This is a genomic window from Sphingomonas parapaucimobilis NBRC 15100 (assembly GCF_000787715.1).
Lineage (GTDB): Bacteria > Pseudomonadota > Alphaproteobacteria > Sphingomonadales > Sphingomonadaceae > Sphingomonas > Sphingomonas parapaucimobilis.
This window is the reverse complement of the sequence record NZ_BBPI01000007.1, coordinates 41,562-53,301: the sequence shown is the minus strand read 5'-3', so window position 1 is coordinate 53,301 and position 11,740 is coordinate 41,562. Positions and strand designations below refer to the sequence as shown.

The 11,740-nt window shown below is 67.3% G+C and carries 14 protein-coding genes and 2 tRNA genes; 7 read left to right on the top strand and 9 right to left on the bottom strand.

All coding sequences use genetic code 11. The features are described 5' to 3' along the window. Window positions 1-12: 12 nt before the first annotated feature. From SP5_RS01825 to SP5_RS01805, 5 genes are all read right to left on the bottom strand, one after another. Window positions 13-1,308: a sensor histidine kinase gene (locus tag SP5_RS01825; protein ID WP_084220520.1), complete on the bottom strand. Its 1,296-nt coding sequence runs from the start codon at window positions 1,306-1,308 to the stop codon at window positions 13-15. A 50-nt stretch (window positions 1,309-1,358) separates the two neighbouring features. After that, the gene (locus SP5_RS01820) at window positions 1,359-2,078 is read right to left on the bottom strand and encodes a response regulator (protein ID WP_042483248.1); all 720 of its coding nucleotides are present in this window, start codon (window positions 2,076-2,078) and stop codon (window positions 1,359-1,361) included. A 97-nt stretch (window positions 2,079-2,175) separates the two neighbouring features. Further along, window positions 2,176-2,703, bottom strand: a complete 528-nt coding sequence (locus SP5_RS01815) for an EF-hand domain-containing protein (RefSeq protein ID WP_042483247.1) — start codon at window positions 2,701-2,703, stop codon at window positions 2,176-2,178. A gap of 118 nt (window positions 2,704-2,821) precedes the next feature. Continuing rightward, window positions 2,822-4,063 (bottom strand): TetR/AcrR family transcriptional regulator, encoded by a 1,242-nt coding sequence (locus SP5_RS01810; RefSeq protein ID WP_042483265.1) that lies wholly within the window; start codon window positions 4,061-4,063, stop codon window positions 2,822-2,824. Window positions 4,064-4,211: 148 nt separating this feature from the next. Next, on the bottom strand, window positions 4,212-5,120 hold the full coding sequence (locus SP5_RS01805; protein ID WP_042483244.1) for an acyl-CoA thioesterase: 909 nt from the start codon (window positions 5,118-5,120) through the stop codon (window positions 4,212-4,214). 129 nt (window positions 5,121-5,249) lie between these two features. Between SP5_RS01805 and SP5_RS19405 the strand changes: the two genes are divergently transcribed. The 4 genes from SP5_RS19405 (at window position 5,250) to SP5_RS01790 (ending at window position 7,030) form a co-directional block, all read left to right on the top strand. Then, on the top strand, window positions 5,250-5,426 hold the full coding sequence (locus tag SP5_RS19405) for a hypothetical protein (protein WP_167334663.1): 177 nt from the start codon (window positions 5,250-5,252) through the stop codon (window positions 5,424-5,426). Between the two features lie 89 nt (window positions 5,427-5,515). Then, a complete protein-coding gene (locus SP5_RS01800; protein WP_042483240.1) occupies window positions 5,516-6,736 on the top strand; it encodes an AI-2E family transporter in 1,221 nt (406 codons plus the stop codon). A 57-nt stretch (window positions 6,737-6,793) separates the two neighbouring features. Further along, window positions 6,794-6,870 (top strand) — tRNA-Asp (locus SP5_RS01795). A gap of 83 nt (window positions 6,871-6,953) precedes the next feature. Next, window positions 6,954-7,030, top strand: a tRNA-Asp gene (locus SP5_RS01790). Window positions 7,031-7,336: 306 nt separating this feature from the next. Here the strand turns inward: SP5_RS01790 and SP5_RS01785 are convergent. The 4 genes from SP5_RS01785 to SP5_RS01770 form a co-directional block, all read right to left on the bottom strand. Then, the gene (locus SP5_RS01785) at window positions 7,337-7,537 is read right to left on the bottom strand and encodes a DUF2842 domain-containing protein (protein WP_042483237.1); all 201 of its coding nucleotides are present in this window, start codon (window positions 7,535-7,537) and stop codon (window positions 7,337-7,339) included. Continuing rightward, on the bottom strand, window positions 7,534-8,067 hold the full coding sequence (locus SP5_RS01780; protein WP_042483234.1) for a 5-formyltetrahydrofolate cyclo-ligase: 534 nt from the start codon (window positions 8,065-8,067) through the stop codon (window positions 7,534-7,536). Before SP5_RS01780 ends, SP5_RS01785 begins: the two co-directional genes overlap by 4 nt. A 220-nt stretch (window positions 8,068-8,287) precedes the next feature. Then, window positions 8,288-8,593: a cell division protein ZapA gene (locus SP5_RS01775; protein WP_042483232.1), complete on the bottom strand. Its 306-nt coding sequence runs from the start codon at window positions 8,591-8,593 to the stop codon at window positions 8,288-8,290. Continuing rightward, the gene (locus SP5_RS01770) at window positions 8,593-8,790 is read right to left on the bottom strand and encodes a hypothetical protein (protein WP_042483229.1); all 198 of its coding nucleotides are present in this window, start codon (window positions 8,788-8,790) and stop codon (window positions 8,593-8,595) included. The genes SP5_RS01775 and SP5_RS01770 overlap by 1 nt, the downstream gene beginning before the upstream one ends. Window positions 8,791-8,981: 191 nt before the next feature. Between SP5_RS01770 and gap the strand changes: the two genes are divergently transcribed. Genes gap through SP5_RS01755 form a run of 3 tightly spaced genes read left to right on the top strand, consistent with a single transcriptional unit; the run spans window position 8,982 to window position 11,664 of the window. Next, complete coding sequence (gene gap, locus SP5_RS01765) at window positions 8,982-9,992, top strand: type I glyceraldehyde-3-phosphate dehydrogenase (RefSeq protein ID WP_042483227.1); 1,011 nt, start codon at window positions 8,982-8,984, stop codon at window positions 9,990-9,992. Further along, window positions 9,992-10,468: an MOSC domain-containing protein gene (locus SP5_RS01760; protein WP_174435494.1), complete on the top strand. Its 477-nt coding sequence runs from the start codon at window positions 9,992-9,994 to the stop codon at window positions 10,466-10,468. The genes gap and SP5_RS01760 overlap by 1 nt, the downstream gene beginning before the upstream one ends. Next, window positions 10,465-11,664, top strand: a complete 1,200-nt coding sequence (locus tag SP5_RS01755; RefSeq protein WP_042483225.1) for a phosphoglycerate kinase — start codon at window positions 10,465-10,467, stop codon at window positions 11,662-11,664. The genes SP5_RS01760 and SP5_RS01755 overlap by 4 nt, the downstream gene beginning before the upstream one ends. The last annotated feature ends 76 nt before the right edge of the window (window positions 11,665-11,740 follow it).

Sequence of the window (11,740 nt, the reverse complement as noted above, 5' to 3'; positions counted from 1 at the left end):
TACCGGGGAGGATTAGCGTGGCAATGTGATCGTCGCCGCCAAGCCCCCCTCGGGCCGGTTGGCGAGACGAATATCGCCCCCCGCCTCGCGCACGATCGAGCGGGCGAGTGCGAGGCCCAGGCCGACCCCGCCGGTCTCGCGATTGCGCGAGGTTTCCAGCCGGGTGAAGGGATCGAACACCGTCTCCAGCTGATCCTCGGCGATTCCGGGGCCTTGGTCGGCGACGGTGATCGCGACATGTTGGGCGTTCGCGTCGATGCGGACATCGGCGGCGTGGCCATATTTGACCGCATTCTCGATCAGGTTGCGCACCGCGCGTCGCATCAGCGAGGGGCGCAGCTTCAGTCGCAGCCGCCCGCCCTCCTCGAAGCTGACGTCCTGCTCCAGATCATGGAAGTCGGCGACCACCGCATCGACCAGCGCGTTCAGGTCGACATCGGTTTCCGCTTCACTCGGCCGCCCCATGCGGGCGAGCGAGAGAATGTCCTCCAGCGTCTTGTTCATTTCGGCGATGGTGTCGGCCATGCGCAGCCGGTCCTGCTCGTCCTCGACCGACTCGATGCGCACGCGCAGCGCGGCAAGCGGGGTACGCAGGTCATGCCCGATCGCGCCGAGCATGCGATCCTTTTCCTCCAGCATCGCCCCGATCCGCAGCCGCAGCGCGTTGAACGCGGCGATCAGGCCGGACACGTCGAGCGGCCCCTGTTCGGGAATGGTCTCCCCCGGTGAACGCGGATCGAACCGCTCGGCCGCACGGGTCAGGTCGCGCAACGGGCGCGAAATCCGCCGTCCGATCCACAGCACCGGCAACAGGATGACGCCGTACAGGATCAGCGTCTGGAAGATCAGGCGCCAGACCAGGAACAGCCCGTCATGCGGCCAGCCCGCGCGCGTGACGAACCACCCCATCTTGGGCGTCTGGACGGCGATCAGCAGTTCGTCGACCGGATGGCGGTTCCGGTCGAAGCGGCGACGCGGCCAATCGAAATCGGCGGTGTTGAATGGGCGGACGCCGGTCACGACCTGAAGGACCGGGTGACCCAGCTCCTTCATCCCCTCGCGCACCGTGTTTTCCACGGCGGCGACACGGGGCAGCCCCGGCTTGACCGGATTGCCCGGCACCCGCCGCACCCGGCCGCGATCGGTGCCTGGACCCCGGCCCATGGCGCTCCGCTCGATCGCGTCGTTCAGCCGGGCGACGGCCGGTCCCGTGACCTGCTCCAGAATCAGCGAGCGGCGTTCGCCCAGCAACAGGGTGAAGCTGATCGCCTGTGCCACGAACAGTGCGATGGCGAGAAGCAGCGCCATCTGCGCCGCGAGTCGACGCGGCCAGAAACGCAGCGTCACGGCTCCAGGCTTCACAGGCGGGTGACTTCGGCGGCGAGCGTATAGCCGCCGCCCCAGACGGTCTTGATGATCTCGGGCGATTTGGGGTCCGCCTCGATCTTGCGGCGCAGGCGGCTGACCTGATTGTCGATCGCCCGGTCGAAGGCGGCGGCCTCGCGTCCCTGGGTCAGGTCGAGCAGCTGGTCGCGGGTCAGCACCTGGCGCGGACGGCTGACCAGCGCGAGCAGCAGGTTGTATTCGCCGGTCGAGAGCATCACCGAAACCCCCTCGCGGTCGACCAGCGAGCGTTCGCCCGATTTCAGCACCCAGCCAGCAAAGGCATAGGAACCACTATCGGGGGCGTGATGGCGCGCGCCGCCCGCCTGGGTCCGGCGCAGCACCACCTTGACGCGGGTCGCCAGCTCGCGCGGGGAAAAGGGCTTCACGACATAATCGTCCGCGCCCATCTCCAGCCCGACGATGCGGTCGGTTTCCTCCGCGCGCGCGGTCAGCAGGATGACCGGCACCTCGCTGGTCGCGGCGATATGACGGCACAGGCTCAGGCCGTCCTCGCCGGGCATCATGATGTCCAGGATGACGAGGTCGATCGCATAGGCGGCGAGCCGCGTACGCGCCGAGGCCGCATCGCCCGCCTGGGTCACGCGAAAACCCTGTTTGGTCAGATAGACGGCCAGCGGCTCGCGGATCGAACGCTCGTCATCGACGAGCAGCAAATGCGGCGTTTCGGACATGGCTTCGGGGTCTAGCATGGTGGACGCGGGCCGCAAAAGGGACGGGCCATGAGGAAAACTTGGGGGGAGAATGGCCCGTCCCCCCCGCTTTGGCGGCTCAGTCGGCGTCGGATTGCGACGGCGACTGGCCGGAGGGGTTCGGCGCGACGCCACGGCGACCGCCCCAACGCGGTGCGGCGGCGCGTTCGGTCGCATCGACCTTGCCGTCATGATTGGTGTCGAGCCGGTCGAACATGGCGGCGGCACGGGCGCGGAAGGCCTCGGCGGTGATCGGCTGGGGCGCGGGGCGGCCCGGACGGTCGCCACCGGGGCGGCGCGCGGCGTGTTCGGCGCGGCGTTGGTCGCGATAGGCGCGCATCTCGTCGGGGGTGACGGTGCCGTCGTGATTGGCGTCCATCGCGGCAAAGCGCCGGTCGGCGGCGGCAAGCGCGGCGGTGCGGGTGATGGTGCCGCTGGCATCGGGCTGCACACCCATCAGGCCGCCCCGCATGCCGCCTTGCATGCCTCTGCGCATTCCTCCGCCGGGCGGGGGCGGGGCATCGCTCTGCGCCTGGACGGCGGTCGCGGTCAGCAGCGTCGCGCCCAGCAGCAGGGCGGGGGAAAGGCCGAATATGGTCTTTCGCATGGGGTGGGCATCCTCTTCGCGGCGAGGGGCAAGTCCCTGCCGAACGATGGCCCTTTTGCGACCCGGCTGTCCCCGGATCATGTCGGGTTCCCAGCGCTTTTGTCGCAAATTGTGCGCCTTAGTCCAGGAAGCGGTCGTCGAACATGCCGTAGAGGATGGTCGAGGCATAGAGCGCGATCGCATGCGGGCGCGCCATCGTTCCGGCCCATTTGCGCATGTCGAAGGCGGCGTTCTGGATCGCCATCAGCGCCTGCGCGGCGATCAGGCTGTCGACCGGCCGCATCGACCCTTCGCTGATGCCGTCCATGATCGTGCCCGCATAGCGCCGCGCGATCCGGTTGGACCGTTCCACCATGGCGGCGCGGACATCGCCGGGCAGGCTGGCCAGCGCGGTTGTGCGCAAGAGGGGGCCGCGCTCGGCGAACTGGATGTCGAGCAGGGTCGCGATCGCGCTCGACAGCCGGTGCCAGTGGCTGCCCCCGGCCGCATCGGCCAGCTGCTGCGCGGCGGTGATCGTGTCGAAGCTGCGCCGATAGCAGGCGGCGACCAGATCGTCCTTGGCGTCGAGATGGTGGTAGAAACTGCCCTTGGTGACGTTCAGTTCGGAGGCGATGCGCTGCACGCTGGCACCGCGATAGCCGAGCTGGTTGATGAGCCGCGTCGCCGCCAGCAGGAACGCCTCGCGTCCCGGCTCGCCGCTGCGTACCGCATGGGTGTCCAAATCGAGCATGGTCGGTTTCCACGTCGATCCGGGGGCGGCGATGCCATGGCTCAGCACGTCGAGTAGCCGTTCCTCGACGCGCGCATATTGGTCGGGTTCGTAGCGGATCAGCCACATGGGCAACCAGAAGGTGTTCTCCAGCAGCACATGCGCGCGCGCGCCGTGCAGGTCGGTATGCGCGCGACTGGGCGCGGGACCCCACAGGCTGCGGGTCGCCCGGAAGACCTTTTGCCATCCGGTCATCAGCTGGCCGCGCAGCGGCTCCTCCATGGCGCGCAGGTCGGACAGGACGGCGAAGGGCGTTTCCTCACCGCGTTCGATCCGCGCCAGCCGCGCCATGTTGATCGACAGATAGCGGGCGACACGAGCCTGCGGCGTCGGCGCCTCGGCGGCTTCGGCCAGCATCTCGAGCAGCCGCTCCAGCGTATGCTCGAACGCCGCCGCAGCCAGCTCTTCCTTGCGACGGAAATAATAGGTGACGCTGGTGGTGTTCAGCCCGACGCGCCGCGCGACATCGGCAAAGGTCATGCCCTTGGCCGATTGCTCGTTGATGACCTGCGCCGCTGCCGCCAGAATGGCGTCCCGCTTTTGCAGATAGCGGTCGGTATTGCGCGCTTCACCGACGGACGTCGCCGCCATGCCTTCCATCCCCTCCGTGCAGCTCGGTCGAAGCGCGAGCGATCGGCCATGTCTAGAAGGGAAAGTCTTAGCCGTCACTGTCATTTCGCCGCTTTCCCGGGGGAAGTCGGCGAAATTGCCGGCGTCCTCCAAAAAAAGGTATGTCCGATCAGGTCCCAAGACGCGCGGCGGTGCGCAGCCGGATCAGTCCCTCCTGCGCGACGCTGGCGACCAGGCGGCCATCGGCGGCGAAGATGCGACCCCGGTTGAACCCGCGGGCATGGCCCGCCCAGGGGCTGTCGGTCGTGTAGAGCAGCCATTCGTCGGCCCGGAACGGCTCGTGCAGCCACAGCGCATGGTCCAGGCTGGCGGTCTGCATGTCGTGGATCAGCCAGTTGATCCCGTGCGGCAGTGTCGAGGTGCCGAGCAGCGCGAAATCGCTGGCATAGGCCAGGATCGCCCGGTGCAGCGCGGGATCGTCGCCGATGGGCGCGACCAGCCGGAACCAGATCGCCTGGGCAGGATCGCGCGGTTCGGGGGCGAGCAACTGGCGGGGGTCGACCGTGCGCAACTCGATCGGGCGCGGCCGTTCCAGAAAGGCGCGGATGGGTGCGGGCACCTGTTCGCCCAGACTGTCCAGCAATTCCCGTTCCGAGGGCAGGGTCTCCGGCGCGGGAACGTCGGGCATCGCATCCTGGTGGTGCATCCCGTCCTCTGGCGTCTGGAACGAGCAGGCGAGGTTCAGGATCGGCTTGCCCTTCTGCATCGCGATCACGCGGCGCGTCGCGAAGCTGCGCCCCTCGAAATCGCGTTCCACCCGGTAGGTGATCGGGAAGCGCTCATCGCCCGGCCGCATGAAATAGGCGTGGAGCGAGTGTGCCACCTTGGGGGCCTCGGTCGATCGCTGCGCCGCCTGGAGCGCCTGGGCGATCACCTGCCCGCCGAAGACGCGGCCCTCGCCGCCGGGGCGCCGGGCGCCGCGATACAGGTCGGTGTCGATCTCCTCGACATCGAGCAGTGCGACCAGGCCCTGGGCCAGCTGTTCGGGGGAGAAACGGGGGCGGGGGGTACGATCCATGCCCGAAGTGATGCTGCACGTTGACGTAAACGTCAACAGCCGCCCGTCCCGCAGTCTCACCGGAAAAGGCTTTTACGCCATAGGGGTGCCCGCTACACAGAATATTGACGATCTGGCTGGGAGAAGGCGATGGACGGTTTGAACGAAGATGGCACCTCGGAGCGCGCCGAACTGCACTTCCTGGCGGCGCTGACCGAGGAACTGATGCGTCACCTGATGGAGGCCGGGGTGCTCAGCCGCACCCAGCTCCAGTCGATCGAAAATGCGGTGGCCGAGCGGACCGGCGGTATCCCCCGCGCCTGGTAAGGCGGCGTCTTCTCCGACATGACATAAACGTCATGCAAACGCGGCGTTAGCGGCTTTCCTGCGTCCGGAAAGCCGCTAACGTGGCTGTCATGAGTGACGCGCAAGACGAACTGGTCGACAAGGCCTTTCCCGCCGGTGATTCGATCCTGGGAACGCCATTGGGCATGAGGCCGCGCGATGCGGTGCGGATCGCCATGCGCCGCGACCGGCTGCTGGCCGGACTGACCCTGACGGCGGGGGCGGGGTTCATTCTCGCCTTGCCCTTCGCGTTGCGGGAGGGGGCGGAATTCTTCCTGCCGCTGACGACGGCGCTGGTCATTGCGATCGCGCTGGTCCCGATCCTCGAATGGCTGGAGCGGCAACGCGTGCCCTCGGCACTAGCGGCGCTGATGTGCGTCCTGTTGTTCCTGATCGTCGCCAATATCGCGCTGGCCGCGATCATCGTGCCCGCGACCGACTTCTTCCGTCTGTTGCCCAGCCGGATCGGGCGCATCCAGGCCAATCTGGCACCGTTGCTGGATCTGTATTCCAGCCTCGATCGCTATGTGAACAAGGCGCTGCGGCAGGTCGCCTCCACTCCGATCCGCCAGCCGCAGACCGCCGCCGTCTCGCCCCCCAGCTCGATCCTGGAGCTGGCCGCGACCTCGGCGCCGGGGCTGATCGTCCAGTTCCTGTTCGGCGTCCTCGTCGTGTTCTTCGTGCTGTCGGGCTGGACCCGGATGCGGCGCGAGACGATTCGCGGGCGGACCAGCTTCGACGGCGCGATGGCGACCGCTCGGGTCATCCAGGAGGTCGTGGACGACGTCTCGGCCTATCTGGGCACCATCACCATCATCAACCTCGCGCTGGGCGGGGCGGTGGCGGGGGCGTTGTCGCTATTCGGCATGCCCTATCCGTTGATGTGGGGCGGTATCGTCGCGCTGCTGAACTACATCCCCTATTTCGGGCCGGTGATCGGCGCGATGCTGCTGGCCGTCGGCGGGCTGATGACGTTCAGCGACATCTGGGTGGCGCTGGCACCGCCCGCGATCATGTACGGGATGCACCTGATCGAAGCGAACCTGATCACCCCGCTGATCGTCGGGCACCGCCTGACCATCAGCCCGGTGCTGATCCTGGTCTCGCTGAGCTTCTGGGGATGGGTCTGGGGCACGGTGGGCGCGCTGCTGGCCGTGCCGCTGCTCATCATCCTGCAAACCGTCCTGAAGGCGGCCGGGAAGCCCGACATCGCGGGCTTCCTGTTCGAGCACGGAACCCTCACGCATCTCGACCGCGAAACCGACCCGGAGGACGTTCCGCAAGAAAAATGAAATGATGCGTTGACAGGTCCGGAACGCTCGCCTAGTTGGCGCGCCTCGACGCTTTCAGCGGGTGTAGCTCAGTTGGTTAGAGCGCCGGCCTGTCACGCCGGAGGTCGCGGGTTCGAGCCCCGTCACTCGCGCCACTCTCCTTGCGAGAATGGCTGAAAATGTCGAAATCCCCACATGGGGCCAATGCCGATCCTGATTGGCATTACATGGCTTTCAAGCGGGTGTAGCTCAGTTGGTTAGAGCGCCGGCCTGTCACGCCGGAGGTCGCGGGTTCGAGCCCCGTCACTCGCGCCATCCTTCGGGATGGCGCTTTTGTTTTCGGTATCGCTGGTCTTGGTCCGGGTGCGGCCCGCCATTGTCCCGGATGCCGATAGCTTCCCGAAAAACCCCACGCCCAAATCCCACCCTCCGTTCAGCCTGAGCGAAGTCGAAGGCCACGCTTAAAGGCGCGCCAAGGGCTTTTGACTTTCGGCGAGCGTGGGGCGTGCACTTCGACTTCGCTCAGTGCGAACGGAGGTTGGGGGTGCGGCTAGACGGGCCAAGGTATCCCACTCTCCACTCAGCCTGAGCGAAGTCGAAGGCCACGTCCCTCCATCTGCCTCAGCGCCCACCCTCCATCCAGCGCAGAAGCGGCTTCATCGGCGTGATCCAAGCGATCCCCGCCACGACATAGAAACCCAGCTGCAACACCCAATGCCATTGCCCGACCACGCCGGACAGGCTGGTGACCAGCATGGCCCAAACGATGATGATCGCCACGATCAGCAGCATTCCGGCGGGTTTGCGCCAACTAGGGGTCATGGGACGATCCATTCCGATTCGGTAGCGATGGCGTGAAGCGGCACGTCCCAGCTGTCGGGCACCAGTTCCTCGGCCTCTTGCATGCTCCAGGCGATGCCGACACGCCAGGCATCGGGGTTGGCCGCGAAGGCCCGGTCATAATGGCCTGCGCCCTGTCCCAGCCGATTTCCGCGCCGGTCGAAGCCGACTAGCGGCGTCAGGATGATGTCGGGGCGGCATTCGGGCGAGTCCGGCGAAGGCTGATGCAGTCCGAAGGCGCCGACATTCAGATCCTCACCATCCGCCCATGTCAGGAACCGGATCGGGCTGGCACGGTCGGTGACATGGGGCAGGGCGATCGTCGCACCGGCATGAAGCGCCGCCTCGATCCACAAGGCCGGGTCCGCCTCTGCGCCGAGCGGGCGATAGGCGGCGATCACCTGTTGGGGGAGCAGGCGGTCCAGAAAGGGCCGCGCCACCGGCAGCAGGCCGGGGCCATGCGCGTCGCGAACCGCCCGCATCCGGGCGCGCAGGGCACGCTTGTCGATCATGGCGCGCGATGATGATCGGGGGAGGGGCGGGTGGCGGGACCGCCATGGCCGTTTGCCGTAATATCCACTGACGCCCAATACGTCAGGTGGGGACCATGTACGTCGGACCAGGATCCGGGCAGGGACAGCCCCCTTGGATGAAGAATAGCCTCAGGGATTATCGTGGCTCGTACCGGGCAGAGCCCGCCGCCGACCCATGTAGGCGAGGACTCCGCGTTACTCAAGGGTAGCCTTCTTCATCCAGCGCATCGGCCAGCCCCTCCAGCCGCTCGGCGATGCGGGCCAGCGCCGCCTCGCTGACCGCGGCCCCTGCGGGCGGACGGCGTTCGGCCTCTTCCAGCGCATCGGCCAGCATCAGTGCGACGAACAGCAGCGCCCGTTCGCCATTATGTCCGCCCGAGGCCCGCAGCGCCGCCGACCAGCGCTGGTCGAGCATCTGGCCCAGCATGCGGACGCGCGCTTCGCCGCCCTCCTGGCAATAGACGGTGTGGGGGCGGTCGCCGACCTGGATCGTCACCTCGGCCATCAGGCGGCACTCCCCCGGCTGATGACATCGTCGAGCGCGGTCACCGCCTCGGCCATGCGCGCCTTCAGCGCGGCGTGACGGCGGGCAAGCGCATCTTCCTTGGCGGCGCGGTTTCGGATCGCCCCTTCGATGCGGGCGATGGCGCGGTCGATCCGTTCGACGGAGGAAAGGACGTCGTCGGCAATAGGTTCGGGCATGAAACGGGCTTAGCAGGCTGGTTTCATGCGGCAACCCGGAATTGGACGATCGGGCGCGCTCGGGCGGTTGACAGACACTCGCGCGGCTCCGAAAGGCGTGGCGCGAACGGTGGAATCGTTGGAACGATCTCCATCCAACCGGGGGCGGTGCCGTCCATGGCACGGCCCGAAAAAGACAGGAGCTTGCTGGCATGACGGTCAAGGTTGCAATCAACGGTTTCGGCCGCATCGGTCGCCTGGTGGCGCGCGCGATCCTCGAGCGCGGCGAGGGCGCGCTGGAACTCGTCGCGATCAACGACCTGGCCGACGCCAAGTCCAACGCCTGGCTGTTCAGCCGCGACAGCATCCATGGTCGCTATCCGGGCGAAGTGTCGGCCGAGGGCAATGACATCGTGATCGACGGCAAGCGCATCCGCGTCACCGCCGAGCGTGATCCGGCGAACCTGCCGCACAAGGAACTGGGCGTCGACCTGGTCCTGGAATGCACCGGCTTCTTCACCGACAAGGCGTCGTGCGAAAAGCATATCGCGGCGGGTGCGAAGAAGGTGCTGATCTCGGCGCCGGGCAAGAATGTCGACCTGACCGTCGTGTACGGCGTCAACCATGACAAGCTGACCGCCGACCACACGATCGTGTCGAACGCGTCGTGCACCACCAACTGCCTGGCGCCGGTCGCCAAGGTGCTGAACGACGCCATCGGCATCGAGCGCGGCCTGATGACCACGGTCCACGCCTATACCAACGACCAGAAGATCCTCGACCAGATCCACCCCGACCTGCGCCGTGCCCGCGCCGCCGCCATGTCGATGATCCCGACCACCACCGGCGCCGCCCGTGCGGTGGGCGAGGTTCTGCCCGAGCTGAAGGGCAAGCTGGACGGCTCGGCCATCCGCGTGCCGACGCCGGACGTCAGCCTGGTCGACCTGACCTTCACCCCTGCGCGCGACACGACCAAAGAAGAGGTCAACGCGATCCTGAAGGCGGCGTCGGAGAGCGAGGCGCTGAAGGGCGTCCTCGTCTACACCGACGAGCCGCTGGTCTCGATCGACCTGATGCACTCGCCGCAGTCCTCGACCGTCGACAGCCTGGAGACGGCGGTGATCGATGGCAAGCTGGTGCGCGTCGTGTCCTGGTACGACAATGAGTGGGGCTTCTCGAACCGCATGGTCGACACCGCGACCGCGATGGCGAAGTTCCTCTGATGAGCGACGGGCGGGCGATGACCGGGCGTCTGGCCGGCATCGCCCGCCATGCCGTGCCGAAGGGGCCGATGGAGGTGATCGACACCGCCATCGTGACCCTGGAGGGTGGTATCGAAGGCGATGTGCGCGGGCGCGTAAAGCCTGGCGGTCGCGGACGGCGTCAGGTAACGCTGATCGAGCGCGCCGACTGGGACGCCGTACTGGCCGAAATCGGCCGTGACATCCCCTGGCAGGAGCGCCGGGCGAACCTGCTGGTCGAGGATTTCGACCTTCCCCAGATACCGGGCACCCGGTTGCGTATCGGGCCTGTCCTTCTGCAAATCACCATGGAATGCGATCCGTGCCACCGCATGGACGCGATCGCCGACGGATTGCGTGCGGCCCTGACCCCCGACTGGCGCGGCGGCGTATGCACCCGCGTGATCGAGGGCGGCACGATCCACATCGGCGATAACATCAGGATCGAGGAATCATGACCAAGGCTTTCAAGACGCTCGACGATATGGGCGACGTCCAGGGCAAGCGCGTGCTGGTCCGCGAGGATCTGAACGTGCCGATGGCCGATGGCCGCGTGACCGACGACACCCGCCTGCGCGCGACGATCGCGACCGTGACCGAACTGGCCGATAAGGGCGCGATCGTCCTGATCCTCGCCCATTTCGGCCGCCCCAAGGGGCAGCGTAACCCCGAATTCTCGCTGGCGATGCTGACCCAGCCCTACAGCGACGTGCTGGGCCGTCCGGTTCGTTTCATCAACGACGTCGCGGGCGAGGCAGCGGAGGCGGCGGTCGCGACGCTGAACCCCGGCGATATCGCGATCCTGGAAAATACCCGCTTCCATGCCGGTGAGGAAAAGAACGACGCCGAACTCGCGGCGCAGATCGCCAAGCTCGGCGACCTGTACGTCAACGACGCCTTCTCCGCCGCGCACCGGGCGCACGTCTCGACCGAGGGGCTGGCGCGCCAGCTCCCGGCCTTTGCCGGCCGCGCGATGGAGGCCGAACTCGACGCGCTGGAAAAGGCGCTGGGCAATCCTCAGCATCCGGTCGCGGCGGTGGTCGGCGGCGCCAAGGTCTCGACCAAGCTCGCCGTGCTCAAGCATCTGGTCGGCAAGGTCGATCACCTCATCATTGGCGGCGGCATGGCCAACACCTTCCTCGCCGCGCGCGGCGTCGATGTGGGCAAGTCGCTGTGCGAGCATGACCTGACCGGCACCGCCGAGGAGATCCTCGACGCCGCCGACAAGGCGGGCTGCACCGTCCACCTGCCCTATGACGTGGTGGTCGCCAAGGAGTTCAAGCCGAACCCCGAAACCCGCACCGTCAACGTCCATGAAGTCGCCGCCGACGAGATGATCCTCGACCTCGGCCCCAATGCCGTCGAGGCGCTGGGCGACGTGCTCAAGAACTGCCGCACCCTGGTGTGGAACGGCCCGCTCGGCGCGTTCGAGACGCCGCCCTTCGACATGGCGACCGTCGCGCTCGCCAAGACGGCGGCGGCGCTGACCCAGGACGGCAGCCTCGTCTCGGTGGCGGGGGGTGGCGACACGGTCGCCGCGCTGAACCAGGCGGGCGTGGGTACGCAGTTCACCTTCGTCTCGACCGCAGGCGGCGCGTTCCTGGAATGGATGGAAGGGCAGGACCTGCCCGGCGTCGCCGCGCTGACCGCCTGACGACCGAGCCGTTCGGCGTGACAATCACCCCGTCGCCTTCCCGGGCGGCGGGGTTTTTTCTTGGGTATCGCAATTG